Source organism: Citrobacter sp. Cf087 (assembly GCF_030334285.1).
In the GTDB taxonomy this organism is placed as follows: Bacteria; Pseudomonadota; Gammaproteobacteria; order Enterobacterales; family Enterobacteriaceae; genus Citrobacter; species Citrobacter freundii.
In genome coordinates, this window is the sequence record NZ_JAOWED010000029.1 from 14874 (window position 1) to 41405 (window position 26532).

26 protein-coding genes and 3 tRNA genes are annotated in these 26532 nt (G+C 52.0%); 16 read left to right on the forward strand and 13 right to left on the reverse strand.

Going from position 1 to position 26532, the window contains the following annotated elements:
* Positions 1-255 precede the first annotated feature (255 nt).
* From OGV57_RS11505 to OGV57_RS11515, 3 genes are all read left to right on the forward strand, one after another.
* Positions 256-549 (forward strand): co-chaperone GroES, encoded by a 294-nt coding sequence (locus tag OGV57_RS11505; RefSeq protein WP_000027827.1) that lies wholly within the window; start codon positions 256-258, stop codon positions 547-549.
* Between the two features lie 43 nt (positions 550-592).
* Complete coding sequence (gene groL, locus OGV57_RS11510) at positions 593-2239, forward strand: chaperonin GroEL (RefSeq protein ID WP_003025464.1); 1647 nt, start codon at positions 593-595, stop codon at positions 2237-2239.
* Between the two features lie 252 nt (positions 2240-2491).
* Positions 2492-2845, forward strand: a complete 354-nt coding sequence (locus OGV57_RS11515) for a DUF4156 domain-containing protein (protein ID WP_054527978.1) — start codon at positions 2492-2494, stop codon at positions 2843-2845.
* A 145-nt stretch (positions 2846-2990) separates the two neighbouring features.
* Here OGV57_RS11515 and yjeJ read toward each other — a convergent pair whose 3' ends face one another.
* Entirely contained in the window at positions 2991-3893 is a 903-nt protein-coding gene (gene yjeJ, locus OGV57_RS11520) for a YjeJ family protein (RefSeq protein ID WP_054527979.1), read from the reverse strand.
* Positions 3894-4077: 184 nt separating this feature from the next.
* Positions 4078-5106 carry an EF-P beta-lysylation protein EpmB gene (gene epmB, locus OGV57_RS11525; protein ID WP_048241753.1) on the reverse strand — a complete coding sequence of 343 codons (1029 nt, stop codon included), beginning with the start codon at positions 5104-5106 and terminating at the stop codon, positions 4078-4080.
* 41 nt (positions 5107-5147) lie between these two features.
* Here epmB and efp point away from each other — a divergent pair, with 41 nt between their 5' ends.
* The 3 genes from efp (at position 5148) to ecnB (ending at position 6160) form a co-directional block, all read left to right on the forward strand.
* The gene (efp, locus tag OGV57_RS11530; protein WP_003025478.1) at positions 5148-5714 is read left to right on the forward strand and encodes an elongation factor P; all 567 of its coding nucleotides are present in this window, start codon (positions 5148-5150) and stop codon (positions 5712-5714) included.
* A gap of 57 nt (positions 5715-5771) precedes the next feature.
* Positions 5772-5906: a lipoprotein antitoxin entericidin A gene (gene ecnA, locus OGV57_RS11535; protein WP_003830568.1), complete on the forward strand. Its 135-nt coding sequence runs from the start codon at positions 5772-5774 to the stop codon at positions 5904-5906.
* Positions 5907-6013: 107 nt separating this feature from the next.
* Positions 6014-6160: a lipoprotein toxin entericidin B gene (ecnB, locus tag OGV57_RS11540; RefSeq protein WP_003025482.1), complete on the forward strand. Its 147-nt coding sequence runs from the start codon at positions 6014-6016 to the stop codon at positions 6158-6160.
* Positions 6161-6190: 30 nt separating this feature from the next.
* On the opposite strand, the gene OGV57_RS11545 is transcribed toward ecnB, so the two are convergent.
* Positions 6191-6790: a helix-turn-helix transcriptional regulator gene (locus OGV57_RS11545; RefSeq protein ID WP_003025485.1), complete on the reverse strand. Its 600-nt coding sequence runs from the start codon at positions 6788-6790 to the stop codon at positions 6191-6193.
* 256 nt (positions 6791-7046) lie between these two features.
* Here OGV57_RS11545 and sugE point away from each other — a divergent pair, with 256 nt between their 5' ends.
* Positions 7047-7364, forward strand: a complete 318-nt coding sequence (sugE, locus tag OGV57_RS11550; RefSeq protein WP_000118520.1) for a quaternary ammonium compound efflux SMR transporter SugE — start codon at positions 7047-7049, stop codon at positions 7362-7364.
* Here the strand turns inward: sugE and OGV57_RS11555 are convergent.
* Positions 7361-7894, reverse strand: a complete 534-nt coding sequence (locus tag OGV57_RS11555) for a lipocalin family protein (RefSeq protein WP_003025522.1) — start codon at positions 7892-7894, stop codon at positions 7361-7363. The genes sugE and OGV57_RS11555 overlap by 4 nt on opposite strands.
* Positions 7895-7986: 92 nt before the next feature.
* Complete coding sequence (gene blaCMY, locus OGV57_RS11560; protein WP_054527980.1) at positions 7987-9132, reverse strand: CMY-2 family class C beta-lactamase; 1146 nt, start codon at positions 9130-9132, stop codon at positions 7987-7989.
* Positions 9133-9263: 131 nt separating this feature from the next.
* Here blaCMY and ampR point away from each other — a divergent pair, with 131 nt between their 5' ends.
* Positions 9264-10139 (forward strand): LysR family transcriptional regulator AmpR, encoded by an 876-nt coding sequence (gene ampR / locus OGV57_RS11565; protein ID WP_003025533.1) that lies wholly within the window; start codon positions 9264-9266, stop codon positions 10137-10139.
* Positions 10140-10181: 42 nt separating this feature from the next.
* Here the strand turns inward: ampR and frdD are convergent, their stop codons facing one another.
* Genes frdD through frdA form a run of 4 tightly spaced genes read right to left on the reverse strand, consistent with a single transcriptional unit; the run spans position 10182 to position 13472 of the window.
* Positions 10182-10538 carry a fumarate reductase subunit FrdD gene (gene frdD, locus OGV57_RS11570; RefSeq protein WP_003025535.1) on the reverse strand — a complete coding sequence of 119 codons (357 nt, stop codon included), beginning with the start codon at positions 10536-10538 and terminating at the stop codon, positions 10182-10184.
* Between the two features lie 10 nt (positions 10539-10548).
* A complete protein-coding gene (frdC, locus tag OGV57_RS11575) occupies positions 10549-10944 on the reverse strand; it encodes a fumarate reductase subunit FrdC (RefSeq protein WP_003025537.1) in 396 nt (131 codons plus the stop codon).
* A 10-nt stretch (positions 10945-10954) separates the two neighbouring features.
* The gene (gene frdB / locus OGV57_RS11580) at positions 10955-11689 is read right to left on the reverse strand and encodes a fumarate reductase iron-sulfur protein (RefSeq protein WP_003025540.1); all 735 of its coding nucleotides are present in this window, start codon (positions 11687-11689) and stop codon (positions 10955-10957) included.
* Entirely contained in the window at positions 11682-13472 is a 1791-nt protein-coding gene (gene frdA, locus OGV57_RS11585) for a fumarate reductase (quinol) flavoprotein subunit (RefSeq protein WP_003025543.1), read from the reverse strand. The genes frdB and frdA overlap by 8 nt, the downstream gene beginning before the upstream one ends.
* 324 nt (positions 13473-13796) lie before the next feature.
* Here frdA and epmA point away from each other — a divergent pair, with 324 nt between their 5' ends.
* A complete protein-coding gene (gene epmA / locus OGV57_RS11590; protein WP_003830517.1) occupies positions 13797-14774 on the forward strand; it encodes an elongation factor P--(R)-beta-lysine ligase in 978 nt (325 codons plus the stop codon).
* Between the two features lie 214 nt (positions 14775-14988).
* Positions 14989-16491, forward strand: a complete 1503-nt coding sequence (yjeM, locus tag OGV57_RS11595; protein ID WP_049014757.1) for a glutamate/gamma-aminobutyrate family transporter YjeM — start codon at positions 14989-14991, stop codon at positions 16489-16491.
* A 65-nt stretch (positions 16492-16556) separates the two neighbouring features.
* On the opposite strand, the gene mscM is transcribed toward yjeM, so the two are convergent.
* From mscM to rsgA, 3 genes are all read right to left on the reverse strand, one after another.
* Positions 16557-19871: a miniconductance mechanosensitive channel MscM gene (gene mscM / locus OGV57_RS11600; protein WP_003025557.1), complete on the reverse strand. Its 3315-nt coding sequence runs from the start codon at positions 19869-19871 to the stop codon at positions 16557-16559.
* 17 nt (positions 19872-19888) lie between these two features.
* Positions 19889-20857, reverse strand: coding sequence for an archaetidylserine decarboxylase (gene asd, locus OGV57_RS11605; protein WP_003844975.1), 969 nt, complete (start codon positions 20855-20857; stop codon positions 19889-19891).
* A 92-nt stretch (positions 20858-20949) separates the two neighbouring features.
* Complete coding sequence (gene rsgA / locus OGV57_RS11610) at positions 20950-22002, reverse strand: small ribosomal subunit biogenesis GTPase RsgA (protein ID WP_003025561.1); 1053 nt, start codon at positions 22000-22002, stop codon at positions 20950-20952.
* Positions 22003-22107: 105 nt separating this feature from the next.
* Here rsgA and orn point away from each other — a divergent pair, with 105 nt between their 5' ends.
* The 4 genes from orn (at position 22108) to OGV57_RS11630 (ending at position 23140) form a co-directional block, all read left to right on the forward strand.
* A complete protein-coding gene (gene orn, locus OGV57_RS11615) occupies positions 22108-22653 on the forward strand; it encodes an oligoribonuclease (protein WP_003839477.1) in 546 nt (181 codons plus the stop codon).
* 185 nt (positions 22654-22838) lie between these two features.
* Positions 22839-22914 (forward strand) — tRNA-Gly (locus OGV57_RS11620).
* A gap of 37 nt (positions 22915-22951) precedes the next feature.
* Positions 22952-23027, forward strand: a tRNA-Gly gene (locus tag OGV57_RS11625).
* 37 nt (positions 23028-23064) lie between these two features.
* A tRNA-Gly gene (locus OGV57_RS11630) sits at positions 23065-23140 on the forward strand.
* 269 nt (positions 23141-23409) lie between these two features.
* On the opposite strand, the gene queG is transcribed toward OGV57_RS11630, so the two are convergent.
* A complete protein-coding gene (gene queG, locus OGV57_RS11635) occupies positions 23410-24549 on the reverse strand; it encodes a tRNA epoxyqueuosine(34) reductase QueG (RefSeq protein WP_048219878.1) in 1140 nt (379 codons plus the stop codon).
* Here queG and nnr point away from each other — a divergent pair.
* Entirely contained in the window at positions 24548-26095 is a 1548-nt protein-coding gene (nnr, locus tag OGV57_RS11640; RefSeq protein ID WP_054527981.1) for a bifunctional ADP-dependent NAD(P)H-hydrate dehydratase/NAD(P)H-hydrate epimerase, read from the forward strand. The two genes, queG and nnr, sit on opposite strands and share 2 nt — an antisense overlap.
* Positions 26067-26528 carry a tRNA (adenosine(37)-N6)-threonylcarbamoyltransferase complex ATPase subunit type 1 TsaE gene (gene tsaE / locus OGV57_RS11645; RefSeq protein WP_003025570.1) on the forward strand — a complete coding sequence of 154 codons (462 nt, stop codon included), beginning with the start codon at positions 26067-26069 and terminating at the stop codon, positions 26526-26528. Before nnr ends, tsaE begins: the two co-directional genes overlap by 29 nt.
* The last annotated feature ends 4 nt before the right edge of the window (positions 26529-26532 follow it).

Consider the following 26532-nt stretch of genomic DNA (forward strand, 5'->3'; position numbering starts at 1 on the left):
CCATTGACCGGGCTACAACGCAGATTTTTGATGGTATCACAATCAGATTTGCTTATGACGACGTGACTGAAATCGTTATGGAATGTGAGGCAGGTCGGCATTTTGACGGGATTTTCTGCTGATAAAAAATTTTTTTCGCTTGCCCCCTTGAAGGCACAAAACCCCATCCCCATCTCTCTGGTCACTAGCCGGGAAACCGTTTACGGGCCGGCGTCACCCATAACTGATAAAGACTTTCTCAAAGGAGAGCTATCAATGAGTATTCGTCCGTTACATGATCGTGTGATCGTCAAACGTAAAGAAGTTGAATCCAAATCTGCTGGCGGCATCGTACTGACTGGTTCTGCAGCAGGTAAATCAACTCGTGGCGAAATCATCGCTGTCGGTAAGGGTCGCATCCTGGACAACGGTACCGTACAGCCGCTGGACGTGAAAGTCGGCGATATCGTTATTTTCAACGATGGCTACGGTGTTAAATCTGAGAAGATCGACAATGAAGAAGTGTTGATCATGTCTGAAAGCGACATCCTGGCAATTGTTGAAGCCTAATCCGCGAACGACACTGAACATACGAATTTAAGGGAAAGAGAAAATGGCAGCTAAAGACGTAAAATTCGGTAACGACGCTCGTGTGAAAATGCTGCGCGGCGTAAACGTACTGGCAGATGCAGTGAAAGTTACCCTCGGTCCAAAAGGCCGTAACGTAGTTCTGGATAAATCTTTCGGTGCACCGACCATCACTAAAGATGGTGTTTCCGTAGCACGTGAAATCGAACTGGAAGACAAGTTCGAAAACATGGGTGCGCAGATGGTGAAAGAAGTTGCCTCTAAAGCGAACGACGCTGCAGGTGACGGTACCACCACCGCAACCGTACTGGCTCAGTCCATCATCACTGAAGGTCTGAAAGCCGTTGCTGCGGGCATGAACCCGATGGATCTGAAACGTGGTATCGACAAAGCTGTCGCTGCTGCTGTTGAAGAACTGAAAGCACTGTCCGTACCATGCTCCGACTCTAAAGCTATTGCTCAGGTTGGTACCATCTCCGCTAACTCCGACGAAACCGTAGGTAAACTGATCGCTGAAGCGATGGACAAAGTCGGTAAAGAAGGCGTGATCACCGTTGAAGACGGTACCGGTCTGCAGGACGAACTGGACGTGGTTGAAGGTATGCAGTTCGACCGTGGCTATCTGTCTCCTTACTTCATCAACAAGCCGGAAACTGGCGCAGTAGAACTGGAAAGCCCGTTCATCCTGCTGGCTGACAAGAAAATCTCCAACATCCGCGAAATGCTGCCGGTTCTGGAAGCTGTAGCGAAAGCAGGCAAACCGCTGTTGATCATCGCTGAAGATGTTGAAGGCGAAGCGCTGGCAACTCTGGTTGTTAACACCATGCGCGGTATCGTGAAAGTCGCTGCGGTTAAAGCACCTGGCTTCGGCGATCGTCGTAAAGCAATGCTGCAGGATATCGCTACCCTGACCGGTGGTACCGTTATCTCTGAAGAGATCGGTATGGAGCTGGAAAAAGCAACTCTGGAAGATCTGGGCCAGGCGAAACGCGTTGTTATCAACAAAGATACCACCACCATCATCGATGGCGTGGGCGACGAAGCTGCAATCCAGGGTCGCGTGACTCAGATTCGTCAGCAGATCGAAGAAGCAACTTCCGACTATGACCGTGAAAAACTGCAGGAGCGCGTAGCGAAACTGGCAGGCGGCGTTGCGGTTATCAAAGTTGGTGCTGCGACTGAAGTTGAAATGAAAGAGAAGAAAGCCCGCGTTGAAGATGCCCTGCACGCTACCCGTGCTGCGGTAGAAGAAGGCGTGGTTGCTGGTGGTGGCGTTGCGCTGATTCGCGTAGCATCTAAAATTGCCGGCCTGAAAGGTCAGAACGAAGACCAGAACGTAGGTATTAAAGTTGCGCTGCGCGCAATGGAATCCCCACTGCGTCAAATCGTACTGAACTGCGGCGAAGAGCCGTCTGTAGTGGCTAACACCGTGAAAGCCGGTGACGGTAACTACGGTTACAACGCTGCAACTGAAGAATACGGCAACATGATCGACATGGGTATCCTGGATCCAACCAAAGTAACTCGTTCTGCTCTGCAGTACGCGGCTTCTGTTGCGGGTCTGATGATCACCACCGAGTGCATGGTTACCGACCTGCCGAAAGGCGATGCACCTGACTTAGGGGCTGCTGGTGGTATGGGCGGCATGGGTGGTATGGGCGGCATGATGTAATTGCCCACACCCTGCATCCTTCAGGCTGCAGATGCGTTGGCTGCGTTTGCTAACCCCAGTCACTTACTTGAGTAAGCTCCTGGGGATTAACAAACTGGCCGCCTTCCTGCAACCAGAATGATTTGGGTGCTCATCTCCCAGAATTGAGAAACCCTCGGGCAGAAATGTCCGGGGGTTTTTCTTTTGGTCATCTTTTTAGTATATGATTCAGCTACGGACATAACGTCCAACTAATTGATCATGGGGAATGACATGCACGTGAAAAATTTAGCAGGGATCGTTGGTGCCGCGCTACTGATGGCGGGTTGTAGCTCCAGCAACGAACTGAGTTCAGCCGGGCAAAGCGTACGCTTTGTCGAAGACAAGCCTGGCGCAGAGTGCCAACTGATAGGCACGGCAACCGGTAAGCAAAGCAACTGGCTTTCTGGCCAGCACGGCGAAGAGGGCGGCTCAATGCGTGGCGCAGCAAACGATCTGCGTAACCAGGCTGCGGCAATGGGCGGTAACGTGATTTATGGCGTCAGCAGCCCATCGCAGGGAATGCTGTCCAGCTTTGTTCCTACCGCCAGTGAGATGATTGGACAGGTTTATAAGTGCCCTAACTGATTACACTTCATCCTTCAACCAGCCTCTTTGTTGGCTGCGCTGTGAAACCCCAGTCACATAGTTATCTATGCTCCTGGGGATTTTCTTCGTTTGCCGCCGCGATGCAGATTGAATGATTTTGTGTAATAAAGTGGCCTGGACAGACTCATGCAATCGTAGGCCTGATAAGCGCAGCGCCATCAGGCATTCTGAGTCTTATGTGCAGACTAGACTGAACACGTAAATGATGCAGTGCTCGCAGGCACTGATCCTGATTGAGCTTTTGCGTCTTATCACCCGTCAACGTTCTGATAAACACCTGGCACGGTACACCGGCAAGTTTTTTCAGCCGTGGGCTGAAATCGAGCAGACGGCGAGTAATGGCTTCGGCCTCTTTGCTGCCGGAAGCGGCGCGAGTTTTTACTACCGAACCACAGAAATGGGCTTTTCCTTTATCATCCGTATAGCGGTAAATAATCGCCAGATAATGATTAAACAAGTTATGTTTCCATTCGGGTTGTGTATAAGAGTCGTATTCCAGATTGTCGTTTTGCTGGCAATCCACATCGTACAGCGGCAGGAAATCCAGCAGCGATGTAATTCGTAGCGCTAAATCCCGCATGCCAGCATTATTTATTGCATGAATAATTGCATGCGCCAACACCTGAATCTGTAATTCATTAACCAGTAATTCATCTGTTTTCCCGTCATGTAGCGTCAGAGAAAATGCTAAGTTCTCCCCTTTATCATCCACTAACGTCAGTGAATTTATGCGACGGTTAATATCCGCATTCTTTAACTCATCTTCCTGAATTAACGGAATGTTTTCGTGCATCTTTTTGCTGGCTTTGTCACGTTCTTTTTCATATTGCAAACGTGCGTCTTCGCTAAGTTGGTGCTTCATATAGAGCCTGCTCTCGAGCGCGATAAGCAGATCTCTTAGCCCAAGCGGAGAGAGAAAAAACAGCGACTCTTTATTTCTTGGTTCTTTAATCTTCAATGCCAAAGCAACAAATTCATTCTTCTGACGAATAACACCGGTATTAATACCTTTAATACTGATAGCCATCAAAGGTTCTCCCTAACCATATATTTATTGAAAATCTAGATTTGACTTGATTTATATATCTTGCAAATAACTAATTGCGCGCTGCGAGTTAAAATAGCACATATTAAAAGTGCGGCTCCACCTGCAGGGATATTAAATAATCGTGATCGATAGCGAGTGTCCGAAATCGGACACTCAATAATGGTTATTGTTGGCGTAACTGCAGGTCCAACGGCGTTTTACTTGGCTCTCCACCAATTTCACGCGCCAGTTTGGGGACCATGTAACCGGAAACCAGTGTCAGCAGTTCACGCATAATGTGACGCGCTTTATCATCGCTGACCATAAAGTGGGCGGCACCCTGTACTTTATCCAGCACGTGCAGGTAATAGGGCATCACACCGGCATCAAATAGTGCGTTGCTAAGGTTAGCCAGGGTTTGTGCGTTATCGTTCACGCCACGCAGCAATACGCTTTGGTTGAGTAGCGTAACGCCCGCGGCGCGCAGACTACTCATCGCCTGGCGAAACGTCTCATCAACTTCATTGGCATGGTTAATGTGATTGACCAGCAGAATCTGCAGCGTGGAGCGCGCAAAACGTTCGACCAGTCCTTCGGTAATGCGCGCAGGGATCACTATCGGCAAACGGCTGTGAATACGCAGGCGTTTAATGTGCGGAATGGCTTCCAGTTGCGTGAGCAACCAGTCCAGTTCGTGGTCTTTGGCCATTAACGGATCGCCACCAGAGAAGATGATTTCATCCAGCTCAGGATGCGCGGTAATGTAGTCGAGAGCGACCTGCCAGTTGCGTTTATTGCCTTGGTTTTCGGCATATGGGAAGTGTCGACGGAAGCAATAGCGACAATTCACCGCACAACCGCCTTTGACCAGCAACAGTGCCCGATTGCGATATTTATGCAGCAGACCGGGAACCACACTGTGCTGTTCTTCTAGCGGGTCGGTTGAGTAACCTGGCGCAGCAACAAACTCTTCCTGGGAGGTAAGTACCTGACGCAAAAGCGGATCGTCCGGGTTACCTTTCTCCATGCGGGCAATAAACGCGCGCGGCACGCGCAGGGCGAAAAGCCGTCTCGCGTCGCGTCCGGCCAACAGTTTTTCATCTGCGTCTATATTCAAAAGATGCAGAAGTTCATCGGGATCGGTCACAACATCGGCAAGTTGCGATAACCAATCTTCTCTGGATGGGGTATTTAGGGTTACAATATGCGCCATTTTGTGGCTTAGCTACCAGTTAACAATTTTCAGAGGGCCTTATGGCAACGTACTATAGCAACGATTTTCGTGCTGGTCTTAAAATCATGTTGGACGGCGAACCTTATGCGGTTGAAGCCAGCGAATTCGTTAAACCAGGTAAAGGCCAGGCGTTTGCGCGCGTTAAGCTGCGTCGCCTGCTGACCGGTACTCGCGTAGAGAAAACCTTCAAGTCTACTGACTCCGCTGAAGGCGCAGACGTAGCCGACATGAACCTGACTTTCCTGTATAGCGACGGTGAGTTCTGGCACTTTATGAATAACACCACTTTCGAACAGCTGGCTGCTGACGAGAAAGCGGTAGGCGATAACGCTAAATGGCTGCTGGACCAGGCTGAATGCATCGTGACCCTGTGGAACGGTCAGCCGATCTCTGTAACTCCGCCGAACTTCGTTGAGCTGGAAGTTGTTGAAACCGACCCAGGTCTGAAAGGCGATACCGCTGGTACTGGCGGCAAACCGGCTACCCTGTCTACCGGCGCAGTCGTTAAAGTTCCGCTGTTCGTACAGATCGGCGAAGTGATCAAAGTGGATACCCGCTCCGGCGAATACGTTTCTCGCGTAAAATAAGTCTTCCATTTGATCTTATGGCGCAGGTTGCTGCGCCATACTTTTTCCAGGGCAGGAATGATGAAACGTCTTCTCGGTCTTGTAATGCTACTCCTTTTCACCAGCACCCTCCTGACGGGATGCAATACCGCGCGCGGCTTCGGTGAAGACATCAAACATCTTGGCAATTCAATCTCTCACGCTGCCAGCTAATCATTTCATATAGTCTTAAAAACGGTTGTTTATCCATCACACTCCCAGATCTTGTCTATTATTAAGTAGCTATACACAAACAATATTGGCTAGAAAAGGAAGACGTTATGGTTAAGAAGACAATTGCTGCGATCTTTTCTGTGTTGGTACTTTCTTCCGTTTTAACCGCGTGTAATACCACACGAGGCGTAGGACAGGATATTTCTGAAGGCGGTAGCGCCATTTCTGGTGCAGCGACAAAAGCTCAGCAATAATGAAGAACGGTACGACGTCGTGTCGTACCGTTAATCTCCCTTCCCTGGGAGTGACAGAAACGGCGAGAAGCGGTTCCCCAGGTGCAGTTTCATACGGATATTCCTCTTATAGGTGTAGACCGTTTTGCCATGTATGCTGAGTGCGGCGGCAATGGCATTGTTACTCACACCATCCATCCACATTGATAATACTTTCTCCTCCTGCGGCGTAAGCAAAGGCGTGGCGTTTTTGGGTATTTCTAATGCGGGGCGAACCTGAAGTGCTTCCTGAATTGTGTGGGAGAGTGTGTTCAGCGTGGTGTGCTTGGTCAAGACCGAATGGGCGACGGATTGAGAGGGTGCGATGGGGGCATGCTGTCTATCTGCTGATTGCAGTAAAATCAATGGGATGACGCCACAACTCATAAAAAAAGGGTTAATTGGCGGACTGGAGTGCGTCTCGCTAATAAAACTGTATAAATCCGCGATCACCAGATGCGGTTTCCATTGCAAAATATGCTCTTTTGCTAACAGGAGATTATTGATTCCTGATACCAGAAATGAAGAGCTGAACCTGCCAGAATGATTAAGCAAGGCCTCTATCCCTGTGCGGGTAAAGTGGCACCGGTCAATCACTAAAATTTTAAGCATAAACGTTTCGCATTCAGAAGAGGGGCAATCGACTTTCCGGTTTCAGAAAGCCCTTCATCATAGAGAACTCCGATGAGTGCCAAATGCGGGAACTACGCCGCTAATTATGCTTAATTCTTGCTTTTAGCTGGCAGTGAATAAAAAGGTTGAAATTCATTTTCTTCCGGGCAAAAATGACATTTCACACATCAGCTTTGTAGGACGACCTGCAAACGCTTCTTTCACCGGGGACGGCCCCATTGTTCTGGAGCCTGATATGTCCTGGATCGTTTTATTAATTGCAGGTTTGCTCGAAGTCGTTTGGGCGATTGGCCTGAAATATACCCACGGTTTTACGCGTCTTACGCCAAGCATTATCACTATTGCGGCGATGATCGTCAGTATTGCCATGCTCTCCTGGGCAATGCGCACATTACCTGTAGGAACCGCTTATGCGGTCTGGACCGGCATTGGCGCCGTCGGGGCGGCCATTACAGGGATTTTGCTGCTGGGTGAATCTGCCAGCCCGGCACGTTTGCTGAGCCTTGGGCTGATCGTTGCTGGCATTATTGGTCTGAAGCTGAGCACTCACTAAGCGCCAGGTTGTTTCACCCAAATCAGCTTATTCACCTCAAACCCCTCCCGGGTCGCGATGGCTAACATTTGCTGTTTCATTTCATCTGAAATAGTTGGGGTCCGTGAAAGGATCCACAGGTAGTCGCGATCCGGACCGCAAACCAGCGCGTGACGATATTCCCGGTCGAGTGCAATTACGTTATACCCACCATAGAAGGGGCCGAAGAATGATACTTTAAGCGCGGCCGTGCTTGGGTCGCCGGTGAAATAGGCTTTCCCTTCCGTTTTCTGCCACATCTCCCTGTCAGGGTTATAGCCCTTGTTAATAACGTTGATGCCGCCGTCGTCGCGCAAGCTGTACGTTGCGGTCACTTTATCCAACCCGCGCTCGAAACGATGGTCGAAGCGCGCAATTTCATACCATGTTCCCAGATAGCGTTTGGCATCAAAGTTATTCACCACGGTAACGCCTTTCGGCGGTGTTGGGGAGCTGCAAGCGACAACCAGGAATGCAGCCGTAACTGCAGCAACGACGGGCAGAATGCGCATAGTGTTTTCCTTACTGTTTTTTGTTAAGTGTAGATGACAGCAGGAAAAAAAGAGCAAGAAAGGAGGTCCGATTTACCGGACCCCTCTGTCAGTTATTGCAGTTTTTCAAGAATGCGCCAGGCCGCCTCTACGCGAGCCGGGTTAGGATAGCTTTTGTTTGCCAGCATCACTATGCCAAGGTTTTTTTCTGGAACGAAGGCAACGTAGCTGCCAAATCCACCTGTGGATCCCGTTTTATGCACCCATGAGGCTTTCACGGCAGGTACTGGCGGGTTTACCTCAACGGCGGGAAGCGCTGCCAATGCCACTTTGCTGTCGCTGCCGTTGATGATCGAATCAGCTTTCAGCGGCCAGTTCAGCATCTCCCAGCCTAATCCCTGGTACATATCACCAATACGCCAGTAGCGAGACTGCGCAAGCTCAATGCCCTGCTGGAGCGTTTTCTCCTGAGCGTGGCTGGCGTCCATGTTGGCCTGAACCCAGCGGGCCATATCGATAACGCTGGATTTCACGCCATAGGCTTCGGCGTCAAGTTGTCCCGGAGAAACGTGCACAGGCTTCCCTTCGCGATAGCCCCAGGCATAGTTTTTTTGTTCGCTTTGCGGAACCGTAATCCAGGTATGCGCCAGTTTTAATGGTTGCAGGACGCGTCTGGTCATTGCCTCTTCGTAGCTCATACCTGAAGGTTTCACCGCCAGCGCACCAAACAGACCAATGCTGGAGTTAGCGTAAAGACGCTTAGCGCCCGGAGTCCATTGTGGTTGCCAGTTTTGATAAAAGCGCAGTAATGCGGCTTTATCCGTAATGTCATCGGGGATCTGCAGCGGCAGGCCACCCGCTGTATAGGTGGCTAAGTGCAGCAGGCTGATACCCCGCCACTGTTTGCCTGTCAGTTCTGGCCAGTATTTCGTGACCGGATCGCTGAGCTTAATTTCGCCGCGGGCGATAGCGTCGCCGCCCAACACGCCGTTAAACGTCTTACTGACCGACCCTAGCTCAAACAGCGTTTGCTGCGTGACTGGGTGGTTATTGGCGATATCGGCTTTACCCCAGGTAAAGTAATAAGGTTTCCCCTCGTAGATAATCGCCACGGCCATACCCGGAATAGCCTGCTCCTGCATCAGTGGTGTGATGGTGCGGTTAACGATATCGGCAATTTGTTGTTCTGTTTTTGCGGCAGCAAACGTGGAGAAAGAGGCTGTCAGCAGCAGTGCGCAGCATATCGATTTTTTCATCATGAAATCAGTTCCGTAATTAAAAGCAAAAGGGTGTCCGGGCCCGTCAGACGCAATCAGTGTGTTTGATTTGCACCGTGTTGACAAACGGTTAAATTTAGCAGCAGATATAAGTTTTTCTAACAGGCCGGATGATGACGCGTAGCTATATCCCTCTTAACTCGCTGCGGGCTTTTGAAGCCGCGGCCAGACATCTCAGCTTTACCCGCGCTGCGATTGAGCTCAACGTGACGCATTCTGCCATCAGCCAGCATGTCAAATCGCTGGAGCAGCAGCTGAATTGTCAGCTTTTTGTGCGCGGTTCTCGTGGATTAATGTTGACGACTGAAGGGGAAAGTCTGTTACCTGTACTTAATGACTCCTTCGATCGTATGGCGGGGATGTTGGATCGTTTTGCCACTAAACAGACCCAGGAAAAACTTAAAATTGGCGTAGTGGGAACCTTTGCTATCGGCTGTCTTTTCCCGCTGTTGAGCGATTTTAAGCGCAGTTACCCACATATTGATTTGCATATTTCTACCCATAACAATCGCGTGGATCCCGCCGCCGAAGGGCTGGATTATACCATTCGCTACGGTGGGGGAGCCTGGCACGATACCGATGCGCAATATTTATGTAGCGCGCTGATGTCTCCACTGTGTTCGCCAACATTGGCTTCGCAGATTCAAACGCCTGCGGATATCCTGAAATTTCCGTTATTACGATCGTATCGGCGGGATGAATGGGCGCTTTGGATGCAGGCGGCCGGAGAGGCGCCTCCGTCACCGACGCACAATGTGATGGTGTTTGATTCGTCCGTCACCATGCTGGAAGCCGCTCAGGCGGGGATCGGTGTGGCAATTGCGCCAGTCAGAATGTTCACGCATTTGCTCAGCAGTGAACGTATCGTTCAGCCTTTTTTAACGCAGATTGATTTGGGAAGCTACTGGATAACGCGTTTGCAATCTCGCCCGGAGACGCCTGCGATGCGTGAATTTTCCCGTTGGTTGACCGGGGTGCTGCACAAATAAAAAAGGCCCGCCAATGGCGGGCCTGATAATTAACGCATGTACTTAGATGGTCAGAATACCAATCGCCGTTACAACGGTCAGGATAGCTGCCAGTCCGTAGAATACCCATTTGCCAGCCGGCACGTGGATTTTCAGGTCATGCATCGCGTGGTGCATACGGTGTAAACCACACCACAGCGGCAGAACGATCATCAGGAACAGAAACGCACGTCCGATGAAGCTCTGAGCGAATGCCAGTACGCGTTCATAGCTGAAAGCATCAGGAACAAAGCCCAGCGGCAGCATAATGCCTACCAGCAGGATCATTACCGGCGCAATGATTGCGCTCCACATACCGCCTGCACCAAACAGGCCCCAGAATACGGGTTCGTCAGAGCGTTTTGGATTTGGATTAATCATTCCGGACTCCTTACCAGAACAGGGCAACAAACAGTATGACTACTGTAGCAACCACAGTGACTGCCCAGAGACCTTTGATGATCGGCTCTGGCCCCATTTTTTCGTCTTTTACGATGATGTTGGCTGCTTTTGGTGCCAGCTCAAACCAGGTTTTGGTATGCAGCAGCGCTGCTGCCAGGGCGATAATGTTAAGGATTACCACCACCGGGTTTTGTAAAAAGGCGACAAAGCCCATCCAGGACTCTGCACCATGCTTGAGTGCAAACAGGCCGATAATCAGTTCAATGCTGAACCAGACTGCCGGGACTGCCGTGCCTTCACGCAGCATGTAAAAACGATAAAATGGCAGCTTTTTCCACCAGGTGGACGTCATTGGCCGCACATAGGCTTTACGTTTAGTCGTCATCGTGCACTCCTTAGCGTGGTTTCAGGGTAGCGATAAGAAAGTCTTTTGAACTTTCAACTTTACCCTGCTGAATGGCCGCAGCCGGATCGACGTGTTTCGGGCAGACTTCGGAGCAGTAGCCCACGAAAGTACAGGTCCAGACGCCGTTCGGGCTGTTCAATTGAGCCATACGCTCCTTCTTACCGTGGTCGCGGCTATCTTCGTTGTAACGATGCGCCAGCGTAATCGCAGCCGGTCCAATGAACTCAGGGTTCAGGCCGAACTGCGGGCACGCGGCGTAGCACAGACCACAGTTGATGCAACCGGAGAACTGATGATACTTCGCCATCTGCGCCGGAGTCTGGGTGTTTGGACCCTGATCCGGTGTACGCGGGTTACCGATGATGTACGGTTTGATCGCTTCCAGGCTTTCGATAAAGTGCGTCATGTCGACGACCAGATCGCGCTCAATCGGGAAGTTGCCCAGCGCTTCAACCTTCATGCCGTTTGTGTAATCACGCAGGAAGGTTTTGCATGCCAGTTTCGGTACATTGTTGACCATCATGCCGCAGGAGCCGCAGATTGCCATACGGCAGGACCAGCGGTAGCTCAGGTCCGGTGCCAGGTTATCCTTGATGTAGCCCAGCGCATCCAGCAGTGACGTGGTTTCATCATAAGGAACTTCGTAGAAAGCACTGTGCGGCGCGGTATCGGTTTCCGGGTTATAGCGCACCACCTCAACTTTCAGGTTTTTCATCTCAGCCATTCGCCTTCTCCTTCTTATCGGCTGCTTCCGCTTCGCCACCGTAAACACGTTTAGCCGGTGGCAGAGTGGTGATTTTCACGTCGCTGTATTCCAGGCGAGTCGTGCCGTCAGCATCGCGGAAGGCGAGGGTGTGTTTGAGGAAGTTCACGTCGTCACGCTCGGTACAGCCTTCATCCAGACGCTGATGCGCGCCGCGGGATTCTTTACGCGCCAGCGCGGAGTGCGCCATACATTCAGCAACGTTCAGACCGTGACCCAGTTCGATGGTATACAGCAGGTCGGTGTTGAAGACGCTGGAGGTATCAGTGATACGTACGCGCTTGAAGCGTTCCTGCAGTTCAGCCAGCTTATCAACGGTTTTCTGCATCAGTTCCGGCGTACGGTAGATACCGCAACCTTCTTCCATGGAGATACCCATTTCATCACGGATCTTAGACCAGTTTTCGTTACCTTCCTGGTTAACCAGATCTTTCAGACGTTTTTCAACGCCAGCAACCTGTGCATCCAGAGCGGCACTGTTTGCAGCGCCAGCCGTTGCAGCGCGTTCCGCAGCTTGTTCACCGGCCATACGACCGAAGACCACCAGTTCCGCCAGGGAGTTAGAGCCCAGACGGTTAGCGCCATGCAGACCAACAGAGGAACATTCGCCGACAGCGAACAGACCTTTAATGCGGGTTTCACAGTGCTGATCGGTTTCGATACCGCCCATGGTGTAGTGCGCGGTCGGACGTACCGGGATCGGTTCTTTAACCGGATCGACACCCACGTAAGCTTTCGCCAGTTCGCAGATGAACGGTAAACGTTCGAGCAGTTTTTTCTCACCGAGGTGACGCAGGTCGAGGTGAACCACATCGCCACGCGGAGTGGAAATGGTGTTGCCTTTGCGCCATTCGTGCCAGAAAGCCTGAGAAACTTTGTCGCGCGGACCGAGTTCCATGTATTTGTTTTTCGGCTCGCCCAGCGGGGTTTCCGGACCCATGCCGTAGTCTTGCAGATAACGGTAGCCGTTTTTGTTGACCAGGATACCGCCTTCACCACGGCAACCTTCTGTCATCAGGATACCGGAGCCTGGCAGACCCGTCGGGTGATATTGAACGAATTCCATATCACGCAGCGGAACGCCGTGGCTCAGCGCCATGCCCATACCGTCGCCGGTTACGATGCCGCCGTTGGTATTGTAACGGTAAACACGACCAGCGCCGCCCGTTGCCATTACGACTGCGTTAGCACGGATCTGCACCAGCGTGCCTTCCATCATGTTCATGGCAACCAGGCCGCGGGCATGACCCTCGTCCACCAGGATATCCAGAACGAAGTGTTCGTCAAAGCGCTGAATCTGCGGGAACTGCAAAGATGTTTGGAACAGCGTATGCAACATGTGGAAGCCGGTTTTATCTGCGGCAAACCAGGTACGCTCGATTTTCATGCCGCCGAAGCGACGTACGTTGACGCTACCGTCTTCACGACGGCTCCATGGGCAGCCCCATTGTTCCAGTTGCGTCATTTCAGTTGGGCAGTGGTGGACAAAGTAATCCACGACATCCTGCTCACATAGCCAGTCTCCGCCTGCTACCGTATCGTGAAAATGGTAGTCAAAGCTGTCATGATCCTGCGCGACAGCAGCAGAGCCGCCTTCGGCAGCAACGGTATGGCTGCGCATTGGGTACACTTTTGAGATCAGTGCGATTTTAGCGTTGGGATTTGCTTGTGCGGCAGCAATTGCAGCACGTAATCCCGCGCCACCGGCGCCTATAATGGCAAGATCGGCTTGAAAGGTTTGCACGACATTCCTCCAGATTGTTGTTATTTCATCCCCGCCTGAAATCAGATGCTTCATCGGCTTCAAACAGGTTATGAACGCGTTTCCACTGCTCCTTTATAGGTACAATAGTATAGTCTTAGGGATGTGCGGGAAATTTGACGTGTTCGATTTTTTTAGCGTGTCACAGGGGGGAATTATCATTGAATTTGATTAATTTAATTACTAAACCACCCTATGTCGCTTTTTTTATCCAATTGCCAGTGCTGATTACTGCTGCCTGAAATTTGTCTCGTTAGCGCGATACGAGTAGACTTCGTGCCCTTGTCATAAATCGGAGAAACAACCATGAGCGAAACGGCAACCTGGCAGCCGAGCGCGTCCATCCCCAATCTGTTAAAACGTGCAGCAATTATAGCGGAGATTCGCCGCTTTTTTGCCGATCGTGGCGTGCTTGAGGTTGAGACCCCTTGTATGAGTCAGGCAACGGTAACGGACATCCATCTGTTCCCGTTCGAAACGCGTTTCGTTGGCCCTGGACACTCCCAGGGGATGAATCTCTATTTAATGACCAGCCCTGAATACCATATGAAGCGCCTGCTGGTGGCAGGGTGCGGCCCGGTGTATCAACTGTGCCGCAGCTTCCGTAATGAAGAGATGGGGCGCCATCATAACCCTGAATTCACCATGCTTGAGTGGTATCGTCCGCACTACGATATGTATCGGCTGATGAATGAGGTGGACGATTTGCTTCAGCAGGTGCTGGACTGTTCGCCTGCGGAAAGCCTCTCTTACCAGCAAGCCTTCCAGCGTCATCTGGAGATAGACCCGCTGTCTGCGGATAAAACCCAACTGCGGGAAGTGGCGGCGAAATTGGATCTCAGCAATATCGCCGATACCGAAGAAGACCGGGACACCTTACTGCAGCTGCTGTTTACGATGGGCGTTGAGCCGCATATTGGTAAAGACAAACCGACGTTTGTGTATCATTTCCCGGCCAGCCAGGCATCACTGGCGCAAATCAGTACCGAAGATCACCGCGTGGCTGAACGTTTCGAGGTTTATTACAAAGGTATTGAGTTGGCAAATGGTTTCCATGAATTGACCGACGCGCGCGAGCAGCAGCAACGGTTTGAACAGGATAACCGCAAACGTGCCGCACGTGGTCTGCCGCAGCAACCTATCGATACCAACCTGCTGGAAGCGCTGAAAGTAGGCATGCCGGATTGCTCAGGCGTGGCTCTGGGTGTTGACCGTCTGGTGATGCTGGCGCTGGGCGCAGAGAGCCTGGCCGAGGTTATCGCATTTACCGTCGATCGCGCATAACTTACTCTTCCGTAATACAAAGTGGCGGCTTAATCGCCACTTTGTAGCATATTTTTTCATTTCCCCTCTAATAGCCACAATTTACACCTGGATATTTGATATCGTTTAGGTATCAATTCTGTGTTGATTTTTTTATCGCTGAACTCTGCAAAGAGAGCAGTGCCAACCGGTGAGCGGCGTTTGCTAAACGCTTGCCAGAGTAAGGGATGGTTTAATGACCCAAACAATAAAAAAGATGAGCCTGCCAGGTCTCATTCTCATGATATTTACGTCAGTTTTCGGTTTTGCTAATAGCCCCTCCGCATTCTATTTAATGGGGTATAGTGCAATACCGTGGTATATATTTTCTGCATTATTATTCTTTATTCCATTTGCTTTAATGATGGCGGAAATGGGGTCTGCCTATCGGAAAGAAGAGGGGGGAATCTATTCGTGGATGAATAATAGCGTTGGACCGCGCTATGCCTTTATCGGCACGTTTATGTGGTTTTCTTCTTATGTGATATGGATGGTAAGTACTGCGGCGAAAGTCTGGGTACCTTTTTCAACCTTCTTGTTTGGCGCAGACATGACGCAGCACTGGCGTATTGCAGGGCTTGAGCCTACGCAGGTTGTCGGGCTGCTCGCCGTCGGCTGGATGATTCTGGTGACCTGCGTGGCATCCCGGGGTATTAATAAGATTGCGCGTATTACGGCAGTAGGCGGAATTGCCGTAATGTGTCTTAATTTAGTTCTGTTGTTAGTGAGTGTCGCTATTTTGTTATTAACTGGTGGCCACTTTGCACAGGATATTAATTTTATCTCCTCACCTAATCCCGGATATCAGTCCGGGCTGGCAATGTTGTCATTTGTTGTGTTTGCCATTTTTGCTTATGGCGGAATTGAAGCTGTAGGGGGACTGGTTGATAAAACAGAAAAACCAGAAAAGAACTTTGCTAAAGGCATTGTTTTTGCCGCTATTGTCATTTCTGTTGGTTATTCACTGGCCATCTTTTTATGGGGCGTTAGCACCAACTGGCAGCAGGTATTAAGCAATAGCTCGGTCAACCTCGGCAATATTACTTATATCCTGATGAAGAGCCTCGGGATGACGTTGGGTAATGCGCTGCATCTTTCCCCTGAGACCGCGATGGTGATGGGCGTATGGTTTGCACGTATTACCGGGCTTTCCATGTTCCTTGCCTATACCGGCGCTTTTTTCACCCTCAGCTACTCACCGCTGAAAGCGATTATTCAGGGCACGCCGAAAGCGTTGTGGCCCGCGCCGATGACCAAACTGAATGCCGTAGGGATGCCGACGACGGCAATGTGGTTACAGTGCCTGCTGGTGAGCCTGTTTATCCTGTTGGTTTCATTTGGTGGCGATACGGCTTCAGCGTTCTATAACAAACTGACGCTGATGGCGAACGTATCCATGACGCTGCCGTATCTGTTCCTGGCGCTGGCGTTTCCGTTCTTTAAATCCCGTCCGGGTCTGGAAAGGCCGTTTGTTGTCTTTAAAACCCGAGCGGCGACGCTGCTGGCAACGGGTGTGGTCGTTCTGGTGGTGACGTTTGCCAACGTGTTCACCATCATCCAGCCAGTAATTGAAGCCCGGGACTGGAACAGTGCCTTGTGGATGACCGGCGGCCCGATCTTCTTCTCGCTGCTGGCGATGGCGATTTATGAGAACTACAGCCGTCGCGCGGCCAACGAACCTGAGTGGGCGGTGGAATAAACGACCTGCCCAATCCGGCCTACAAAGATGCATCTTAGTAGGCCGGATACAGTGAAGCCTTCCGCTTACAAACTTCCCGCCGGGCGGCTGCCTCTTCCTGCAGAACTTAATGTTCTGCCTGTTTGCTTACCGCCGAGGCTCTCCAGACGCATCTGGAACGGTGGGAATGGCATATCAATACCATGCTCGCGGAAGCCTGCCAGAATCAACTGGTGGATTTCATGGCGCAGCGGCATGCGATGCCCCATTTCAGCGGCATAAATTCGCAGTTCGAAGATTTGAATTCCTTGTTGCAGGTCAACCAGGAAGACTTCTGGCGCCGGGTTATCGATAACCAGCGAGCAACGATGTGCGGCAGTCAGCAGGATCTGCGTAACCTCCTCGCTGTTAGCCTCCGACGGTGCCGGGATGGTTAACACCACACGGGTAACCGAATCGGATAGCGACCAGTTGATAAACTGTTCGGTGATAAAGGCTTTGTTGGGTACGATGATCTCTTTGCGGTCCCAGTCGCTGATAGTGGTGGCACGGGTATTAATTTTCGTCACGCTACCGGTGAGATCGCGAATTGTAACCGTGTCGCCAATGCGGATTGGCTTTTCAAACAGGATAATCAGGCCGGAAATAAAGTTGGCGAAGATCTCCTGCAAACCAAAGCCCAGACCGACACCGAGAGCCGCCACCAGCCATTGCAGTTTGGACCACTCAATACCGATCATCGAGAAGCCCACCAGGCCGCCAATCAGCATCAGAAGATACTTAGTGATAGTGGTGATGGCGTAACCGGTGCCGGGGGTTAAATCCAGATGTTGCAGTAGCGCCAGCTCCAGCAACGCGGGTAGGTTGCGCACTAGCTGGGTGGTGATGATAAACACCAGAATAGCAATGAGCACCGCGCCCAGCGTTATCGGTTCTAAGCTTTCCACGCCCTGCACCGTGGAGGTGACATCCCACAACGAGATGTTTTCCAGGAAGCCGAAAGCGGAATGAATTTCTGACCACAGCACAATGACCGAGAGCAGGGCGATAAGCATCAGAATAGAACGTACCAGGCGCAGCGATTGCGCGCTGATTGCATCCAGATCCACTTCGCTTTCATCTACATCGATCGTACCTTCAAGGCTGGTTGAATGAGGTGGTTCCTCTTCGCCCCGCGCACGTTGCGCCAGCATTTCGGCGCGTCGATGTTTGGCGCGGTCAAACGCAAGGCGGCGGCGCTGAATTAGCATCCAGCGGCGGATGACGTGATACACCACCAGTAATAAGAACCAAATCGCCACGGATGTTTCCAGACGTGCCAGCAGGGCTTGCGATGTGGCGAGATAACCCACTGCCGCAGCGAGAATGGCAATCAGCGGCGCGCCCATCAGCATATTCCACAGCATACTATTGACCATGTTATCGCTGTTGCCCTCTTTATCGAGGTACAGCGGTATCCCGGCGCGTTTCAGGCTCAGGGTCACGACCGCCAGCGCACCGCAAATCAGAATAAAGCACAGACGTCCCAGTGAGGCGGAGAATTCTCGGTCATTGAGATTATCAAACATAATCACCGCCATGATCAGCGGGACAATCAGTCCGATGCTCATCAGGTAGTAGTGCATGGCTTTCGCGACGCGGTTACGTGGCCAGCCAAAGTGGGCAATGAACAGACCGTTGGGACGCGCAAAGGTGGCGCAAATCATTACCGCCCATAGCATAGGCACCGTGGCGGTAACGCCATCGCCGATAGCAACAGCCAGCGGGTAAGGCCAGGCTTCCTGCAACCCGTAACCGAGCGTTGCCCATAACACCGGCAACGGAGAAGCGACGAGTATTGACCAGAATACCGTGCGTATTGTCAGCCAGAAATGGTCCTGGGTGACTTTCCCGACTCGCGCGGACGAGCGTTCAAGGAAACGGGTGAAGTGCTTGCGCGAAGAGAGGCTAAAGCCAACCAGCACCAACGCCGCGAACAGCGGCAATAGTGTTTCTTTGCTGGTCAGCATCATGATGCTGGCTTTACCCAACTGATTAAACGTATCTAATGAGATCAAACGCCGCAGATCCTGAACGATGTCGACAGGCCAGGAGAGCGAGATGGGACTGACGTCTGACGTCCAGAACAGATAGCGGTGCGTTGCTTCGTTGACCTCTTTTAGCGCATCTTCCAGTTGGCTGTTGGAGACTTTGAGCTTGGTCAGCTCAAGGATCAGCGTATCGCCGCCCTGTAACAATGAGTTCAGCAGCTCGCGCTGGGTGCGTAGCTGGGCGTTGAGAATACTGCTCTGTTCAGCGGTCAGCGGTTGTCCATCGGCCTGATGAATCTGACGCAGCTGCGGCTGTTTGTTGAGGAGATCCTCATAGCGCATACGGTGCACGCGAAGCTGCGCCATTTCGGTATCCAACTGCTGGGGCTTGGGCATTTCCGGCAGACGGGATACCTGCGCGCGCAGCGCTTCTCCCAGCATATTTGAAACCCCAAGCCACTGAGACTGCTCTCGCAGCGTATTCAAGGCCTGGCGGACCTGCAGCGTTTGGCTGGCAGCCTGACGCTGCTGCGAGGCGACCAGGTCCATACGTTGCGCCTGCTGGTTCAAGGCCTGAGACAGCTCGCGGTTAACCTTGAACTGATCGACAATTCCTTCCGGCAGTCCCGCGCTGTTTTCCGCCAGCAGTTCGGTACTTTCCAGCGCTCGCTCTGCTTCGCGCTGACGCTGACTGTTGAGTTGATTGCGCAAAGCCTGCAGGTAAGTGTCGAGTTGTTGACTCTGTTTTTCCGCCAGTTCGGAGCGCATACGCGCCAGTTCCTGACGGTTATTGGCGGAAAGCTGTGCCAGCTCCAGTTCATCGACCAGGGCTTTAAGTTTGGCGGATTCAGCTTGCATCGCCTGATTCTGCGCGGAATTGCCGTTGGCGGTACCAATGCGCCGCTCAAGCTCATTGAGCTGGCGGCGGGCATCGGTTTGCTGTTGAGGAAGCTGGCTTAACGAGTCGGCGATTTCCCGGGCGCGATCCTGCTCCTGCTGGGCCTGACGACTCTTTTCCAGCAGTTGGCTGCTAACCTGGAGGATCTCCTGGTTTAATGCATCGGTAGAGAGTCCGGTTGGCACATTGCGCGGTTCATCGCGCAGGTTACTAAGCTGTGCGCGTAACGTTGCGGACAGCTTGGGGAAGTTATCAATAACCTGCTGATATTGCTGTGCGCGCTCGAGAGAGCCTTTCCGCTCCTCAAGGGCATTCAGCGCGGACTGGAGCGCCTCGACGGTTTCTGGCTGAGCGGGTTTTGCCGCTTTTGCCTGCTCCAGTTCCTGTGTGAGTTGTTTGGCATCGGGGGCCGTCGCGGCGTACGCCCCCAGGCTAAGGCACCAGGCCATCAGAAAAGTGATAATCAGGCGCACAGCAGCGATTCCTATGTTTAACTTTCGTCTTTTTTGTCGTCAACCAGCGGGCTGGCGTCGTGTTCTGCTTCGATCTCTTCTTTCGCCAGCGGGGCCGGTTCTGTCTCTGGCGTCACGAAAGTCTCGGTCGAGATGGCCATTGGTTGGCCGATTTTGGTCACGGAAAGATCCTGCAACTGCTCAACCAGGTTAACTTTGCCAGGTGCGAACAGGTTGATGACGGTGGAACCGAGCTTAAAGCGGCCCATTTCCTGACCTTTCAACAGCGCCACCGACCCTTCGCTTTCGCCTTCCGGCCAGGTCCAGCGCTTGATGACGCCTTCACGCGGTGGGGTAATGGTGCCAGCCCATGTGGTTTCAATGCTGCCGACGATAGTCGCGCCGACCAGAATCTGCACCATCGGACCAAATTCGGTATCAAACAAACAGATTACGCGTTCGTTGCGGGCAAACAGGTTCGGTACGTTTTGCGCAGTCAGGATGTTTACAGAGAAGAGATCGCCCGGCACATACATCATTTCACGCAGGATACCGTTACACGGCATGTGTACACGGTGGTAATCGCGTGGAGACAAGTAAGTGGTCACAAACGTACCGTTGCGGAATTTGTCCGCCATCTGATAGTTGCCAGCCAGCAGCGCTTCAAGGGTATAGCTGTGCCCTTTAGCCTGCAGCAATTTGTCTTCTTCGATGTTGCCTAACTGGTTGATCACGCCGTCAGCGGGCATGACCAGTACGTTTGGATCGGTATTAATCGGGCGAGCATCGTCGCGCAGCGGGCGAACAAAGAAGTCATTAAAGGTGCGATAGCTGGCGGTGTCCGGCTTTTGCGCCTCTTTCATATCGACCTTGTAATATTTCACGAACAGATCGATAACCAATTTGGTCAGCCATCCCGCTCGTTTGCTCGCACCCCAACCCGCCAGGCGAGTGAGCCATAGTTTCGGCAGAATGTATTGTAGCGAAAGCTTAAATGAGTTTAACAAGGTAGCCTCCAGGCCATAATTTGTTCCCGATCCGGCATGTGGACCGGATCCTGAAAAAAGGGGGACGATTCTAGCGATGCTTAGCTTAGTTGTCAGTTGTCTGTATCAGAAAAGTTTTTACGCGTTTTTACCTGCGCCATGCTTTCCAGGATGCGGTGATAATTTTCAAACCGGGTTTCGGCTATGGCCCCTTTTTCTACAGCCTCACGGATAGCGCAGCCTGGATCGGTATCATGCTTGCAGTCGCGGTATTTGCAATGGCCCAGGTAGTCATGAAATTCGACAAAGCCATGCGTGATTTGTTCCGGCTCCAGATGCCACAGTCCGAACTCACGTACGCCAGGGGAGTCGATAACGTCGCCGCCGTGCGGGAAGTGATACAGGCGAGAGGCCGTGGTAGTGTGCTGTCCAAGACCGGAGTTGTCGGAGACATCGTTGGTCAGGATCTCTTCCTGCAGGCCGAGAAGATTATTGAGCAGGCTGGATTTACCTACGCCCGACTGACCGGCAAAAATGCTGATGCGATCGGTTAATGCTTCTTCAAGCGGTTTCAGGCCGTCTTTAGTACGGCTGGATACCATCAACACCCGATAGCCAATGTCGCGATAGATATCCATCTGTTCGTTAACGAAGGCCATGCCTTCATCATCCAGCAGATCGATCTTATTCAGTACGATAATTGGTTCAACATGTAGCGTTTCGCAGGCTACCAGATATCGGTCGATAATATTGAGTGACAGCTCGGGTAAGATGGCTGAGACAATAACGATCTGGTCGATGTTGGCGGCAATAGGTTTTACCCCGTCGTAAAAGTCGGGACGTGTCAGTACCGAGGTACGATCGTGTACCGCTTCAACGATACCTTTGACATTCACGCCTTCAGCCGCCGCTTTACCCGGGCGCCAGACTACGCGATCGCCAGTAACCAGCGAGCGAATTGTACGGCGGATGTTGCAGCGGTGAATTTCACCGTCAGCAGACTCTACGTCGGCATGCATGCCAAAACGGCTGATAACGATGCCTTCAGCGGTTTCGCCAAACAGGTTGTCGTCGTAGTCGGGCTTCTCCGTGGACGTTTTAAGACGACGCTGGTGATTGGCGTTCACACGGCGCTGTTGGCCTTTGGAGAGTTTATTCTTACTCAATCGGACTGGCTCCTGGTCGCCCATGATGGGCAAAACATTTATGATACACACAATTTTAGATCAATGTAGTCACACTGAATGTGACGCTGAAGGGTGGAAAATAGCATGAGTGCCAATGAAAACAACCTGATTTGGATCGATCTGGAGATGACAGGTCTGGATCCCGAGCGCGATCGCATTATTGAGATCGCCACGCTGGTGACGGATGCCAACCTGAATATTCTGGCAGAAGGACCGACAATTGCGGTGCACCAGTCCGACGAACAACTGGCATTAATGGATGACTGGAACGTACGTACGCACACCGGTAGCGGGCTGGTGGAACGCGTGAAGGCGAGCACCATGGGCGATCGTGAAGCAGAACTGGCCACGCTGGCTTTTTTGAAAGAGTGGGTTCCGGAAGGGAAATCACCTATCTGTGGCAACAGCATCGGCCAGGATCGTCGTTTCCTGTTTAAATACATGCCGGAGCTGGAGGCGTATTTCCATTATCGCTATCTTGACGTTAGTACGCTCAAAGAACTGGCGCGTCGTTGGAAGCCGGAGATCCTGGCTGGCTTCACCAAGCAGGGAACGCATCAGGCGATGGACGACATTCGTGAATCTGTTGCTGAGCTTGCTTACTATCGCGAACATTTTATTAAGCTTTGATTTTGTTCTCCGGTGGCTTGCGTCACCGGCTTTTTGACGCTAAATTGTTCAGCTTGATTGTAAAGTAATCACTTGAACGAATTTTCGAAAAAAACGTATTCAAGGGGGTTGCAGCTAAACGGATTTCTCGTATAATGCGCCTCCCGTAACGACGCAGAAATGCGAATTACGACAGCAACAAATTTGCGGGAATAGCTCAGTTGGTAGAGCACGACCTTGCCAAGGTCGGGGTCGCGAGTTCGAGTCTCGTTTCCCGCTCCAAAATTTGAAAGTGCTTATTAAGCACAGACGCACCCAAGCGGGAATAGCTCAGTTGGTAGAGCACGACCTTGCCAAGGTCGGGGTCGCGAGTTCGAGTCTCGTTTCCCGCTCCAAAATTTGAAAGTGCTTATTAAGCACAGACGCACCCAAGCGGGAATAGCTCAGTTGGTAGAGCACGACCTTGCCAAGGTCGGGGTCGCGAGTTCGAGTCTCGTTTCCCGCTCCAAATTCTTACCTCAATAAAAATATCCACAACGAATAATCGCGTTGGGGACGTTTTGTTTCGTCATTGACATACTCTTGTAAACAGACTTATCCACAGGTTCGGGTATTATTCCTGGAATGCAAAAAGCTTCGCCGGGTAAATAGTATCATTTTAACTAATTGAAATTATTGATTTAATTATCATTTCAAATTGTTAATGCGATCACTTGACGATTTTTTCCTTCTTGAATATCAATGTGTTTTTATTTTTATACACAAGCTGTGGATGACTTAAGCGTCGCGCGGCAGACCCTTCTCAATGACCCTGACCAAACGTTGTTTCTTCGGTAGCTGCACCTCAACTACGCAGGCATTTCGCTTCTCGATTTGCTGAGCAACCGCCCAGTCTATGTGTTCGTCGAGAAGTGGGTGCTCACCTCTGCGACTTTCCAGCGCGAGAATAACAGCGTCATTCCAGGGAGCATTACCCAACGCAACGGCGATATTTCGCAGCCAGCGCAGGTGGCCAATACGACGAATGGCAGACCCCTCCGTGACTTTTAAAAACCACGCTTCGCTCCAGCTAAACAGCTCTATTAACTCCGGAGCATGAAGCTGCTTGCGCGGGTTGAAGTCATCCTCTGTCGTCAACTGTGAATAGCGGTTCCACGGGCAAATGAGCTGGCAATCATCGCAGCCGTAAATTCGATTCCCCAACAATGGACGAAACTCTTCCGGTATCGGGCCTTCCAGTTCGATAGTGAGATAAGAGATACAGCGGCGCGCATCTACGGTGTAGGGTTCAACGATGGCCCCGGTGGGACAGATTGTCATGCAGGCGACGCATTTCCCGCATCCTTCTTCTGCTGGTTGGTCGACCGGCAAGGGTAAATCGATCAGTAATTCCCCGAGGAAGAAAAATGAACCGGCTTCGCGATTGAGGATTAGTGAGTGCTTACCTGTCCAGCCAAGCCCGGCTTTTTCCGCCAAAGGACGCTCAAGAATGGGCGCAGAATCGACAAAAGGTCTAAAATTCAGCGAAGCGCAGTGCTGTTGAATCATCTCTCCCAGCTTTTTTAAGCGGTTACGTAACAGCTTATGGTAGTCGCGGCCAAGCGCGTAACGGCTGACGTAACCCAGAGAAGGGTTCTTCAACGTGCTGGCAAAGGCCGCTTTGGCAGGAAGATAGTTCATACGTACGCTGATGACGCGTAGCGTACCGGGCAATAATTCGTGGGGGCGGGCGCGCATCATGCCGTGACGGGCCATCCAGTCCATCTCGCCGTGGTATTGTTTATCCAGCCAGGCCTGCAGTTTGGGCTCTGCTTCGCTGAGGTCGGTATCGGCAATACCGACCTGCTGAAAGCCAAGCTCCAGCCCCCACTGCTTAATATTTTGCGCTAACTGATTGAGATCGAGGGGCTCTGACATGACGGACCATACAATGAAGAAAAACCCCGCAAGTATACCACACTCCATCTGGCACGCCGATGACATCAGGCGTATGGAGCGAGAGGCGGCAGACAGTTTAGGGCTGACGTTGTATGAGCTGATGCAACGGGCGGGAGAGGCGGCGTTTCAGGTCACCCGCGAGGCCTATCCGAACGCCCAACACTGGCTGGTGCTATGTGGTCACGGCAACAACGGCGGTGATGGTTACGTGGTGGCAAGACTTGCCAAAGCGCAGGGTTTTAATGTTACGTTGCTGGCGCACGAGGGTGATAAACCGCTCCCCGAGGAAGCGCAGCAGGCGCACGACGCCTGGCTTAACGCCGGTGGCGTTATTCATGCTGCTGATATTAACTGGCCAGACAGCGTGGACGTCATTATCGACGCGCTGTCAGGTACTGGCTTAAAAAACGCGCCGCGTGAACCTCTCCCGGCGTTGATCGAACGTGCCAATAGCCACCCAGCCCCTACAATTGCAATCGACATTCCCTCCGGCCTGCTGGCGCAGACGGGGGCGACGCCGGGGGCAGTCATCAACGCTGCGCATACCGTTACCTTTATTGCGCTCAAGCCAGGTCTGCTCACCGGTAAAGCACGCGATGTCACCGGACGTCTGCATGTTAATGCACTCGGGCTGGACGACTGGCTGGCGGGGCAGAACGCGCCGCTGCAACGTTTTGATGCTCAACAGCTTGCGCACTGGCTAACGCCGCGTCGGCCCACCTCACACAAAGGCTCCCACGGTCGGCTGGTGATTATCGGTGGCGACCACGGCACGGCAGGTGCAATACGTATGGCCGGTGAAGCGGCGTTGCGTGCGGGAGCCGGGCTGGTCAAAGTATTGACGCGCAGTGAGAACATTGCGCCTGTTCTGACTGCCAGACCAGAACTAATGGTCGATGCGCTGACGCCGCAGACTCTGGAAGGGAGCCTGGCATGGGCGGATGTTGTGGTGATAGGACCAGGTCTTGGTCAGCAGGAGTGGGGCAAAAAAGCGCTGCAAAAAGTGGAGAATTTTCGCAAACCGATGCTCTGGGATGCGGATGCGCTGAACCTGCTGGCAATCAACCCCGATAAACGTCACAATCGCGTGATCACGCCGCATCCAGGTGAAGCCGCGCGACTGCTGGGCTGTTCCATTGCAGAAATTGAAGACGATCGCTTACTTTGTGCACAACGTCTGGTAAAACGGTACGGAGGCGTGGTAGTGCTGAAAGGCGCGGGTACGGTTGTTGCTGCTGAACAAGCTGAGTTAGGTATTATTGATACTGGCAATGCAGGGATGGCCAGCGGCGGAATGGGGGATGTGCTTTCCGGTATTATTGGCGCATTGCTCGGACAGAAGCTTACCCCGTATGATGCAGCATGTGCGGGATGTGTTGCGCACGGAGCGGCGGCGGATGTGCTGGCGGCGCGTTTTGGTACGCGCGGCATGCTGGCGACAGATCTCTTTACCACGCTACAGCGTATTGTTAACCCTGATGTGATTGACGTTTATCATGATGAATCGAGTAATTCCACTACCTGATGAGCAGGCAACTTTAGACCTGGGACTGCGGGTAGCCAAAGCCTGTGACGGCGCGACGGTTATATATTTGTACGGCGACCTGGGGGCGGGTAAAACCACTTTCAGCCGGGGATTTCTGCAGGCGTTAGGTCATAAAGGTAATGTAAAAAGCCCCACCTACACGCTGGTTGAACCCTATTCACTCGATAACTTGATGGTATATCACTTCGATTTATACCGACTTGCGGACCCGGAGGAGCTGGAATTTATGGGGATCCGCGATTATTTTGCCAATGATGCCATCTGCCTGGTGGAATGGCCGCAACAAGGTAAAGGTGTACTGCCAGACCCGGACGTCGAAATACACATTGAATATCAGGCGCAAGGTCGAGAGGCGCGCGTAAGCGCAGTCTCCTCATCGGGTGAATTATTGCTGGCGCGTTTAGCCGAATAACCTT

Bases quoted from the DNA above. Each gene is read 5' to 3' on its own strand.
- frdB (WP_003025540.1), bottom strand. From the start codon at position 11,689: ATGGCTGAGATGAAAAACCTGAAAGTTGAGGTGGTGCGCTATAACCCG.
- epmA (WP_003830517.1), top strand. From the start codon at position 13,797: ATGAGCGAAACGGCAACCTGGCAGCCGAGCGCGTCCATCCCCAATCTG.
- groL (WP_003025464.1), top strand. From the start codon at position 593: ATGGCAGCTAAAGACGTAAAATTCGGTAACGACGCTCGTGTGAAAATG.
- ecnA (WP_003830568.1), top strand. From the start codon at position 5,772: ATGATGAAACGTCTTCTCGGTCTTGTAATGCTACTCCTTTTCACCAGC.
- queG (WP_048219878.1), bottom strand. From the start codon at position 24,549: ATGTCAGAGCCCCTCGATCTCAATCAGTTAGCGCAAAATATTAAGCAG.
- OGV57_RS11505 (WP_000027827.1), top strand. From the start codon at position 256: ATGAGTATTCGTCCGTTACATGATCGTGTGATCGTCAAACGTAAAGAA.
- OGV57_RS11545 (WP_003025485.1), bottom strand. From the start codon at position 6,790: ATGCTTAAAATTTTAGTGATTGACCGGTGCCACTTTACCCGCACAGGG.
- frdD (WP_003025535.1), bottom strand. From the start codon at position 10,538: ATGATTAATCCAAATCCAAAACGCTCTGACGAACCCGTATTCTGGGGC.
- ampR (WP_003025533.1), top strand. From the start codon at position 9,264: ATGACGCGTAGCTATATCCCTCTTAACTCGCTGCGGGCTTTTGAAGCC.
- nnr (WP_054527981.1), top strand. From the start codon at position 24,548: ATGACGGACCATACAATGAAGAAAAACCCCGCAAGTATACCACACTCC.
- sugE (WP_000118520.1), top strand. From the start codon at position 7,047: ATGTCCTGGATCGTTTTATTAATTGCAGGTTTGCTCGAAGTCGTTTGG.
- yjeM (WP_049014757.1), top strand. From the start codon at position 14,989: ATGACCCAAACAATAAAAAAGATGAGCCTGCCAGGTCTCATTCTCATG.
- tsaE (WP_003025570.1), top strand. From the start codon at position 26,067: ATGATGAATCGAGTAATTCCACTACCTGATGAGCAGGCAACTTTAGAC.
- blaCMY (WP_054527980.1), bottom strand. From the start codon at position 9,132: ATGATGAAAAAATCGATATGCTGCGCACTGCTGCTGACAGCCTCTTTC.
- epmB (WP_048241753.1), bottom strand. From the start codon at position 5,106: ATGGCGCATATTGTAACCCTAAATACCCCATCCAGAGAAGATTGGTTA.
- ecnB (WP_003025482.1), top strand. From the start codon at position 6,014: ATGGTTAAGAAGACAATTGCTGCGATCTTTTCTGTGTTGGTACTTTCT.
- OGV57_RS11555 (WP_003025522.1), bottom strand. From the start codon at position 7,894: ATGCGCATTCTGCCCGTCGTTGCTGCAGTTACGGCTGCATTCCTGGTT.
- yjeJ (WP_054527979.1), bottom strand. From the start codon at position 3,893: ATGGCTATCAGTATTAAAGGTATTAATACCGGTGTTATTCGTCAGAAG.
- orn (WP_003839477.1), top strand. From the start codon at position 22,108: ATGAGTGCCAATGAAAACAACCTGATTTGGATCGATCTGGAGATGACA.
- OGV57_RS11515 (WP_054527978.1), top strand. From the start codon at position 2,492: ATGCACGTGAAAAATTTAGCAGGGATCGTTGGTGCCGCGCTACTGATG.
- efp (WP_003025478.1), top strand. From the start codon at position 5,148: ATGGCAACGTACTATAGCAACGATTTTCGTGCTGGTCTTAAAATCATG.
- frdC (WP_003025537.1), bottom strand. From the start codon at position 10,944: ATGACGACTAAACGTAAAGCCTATGTGCGGCCAATGACGTCCACCTGG.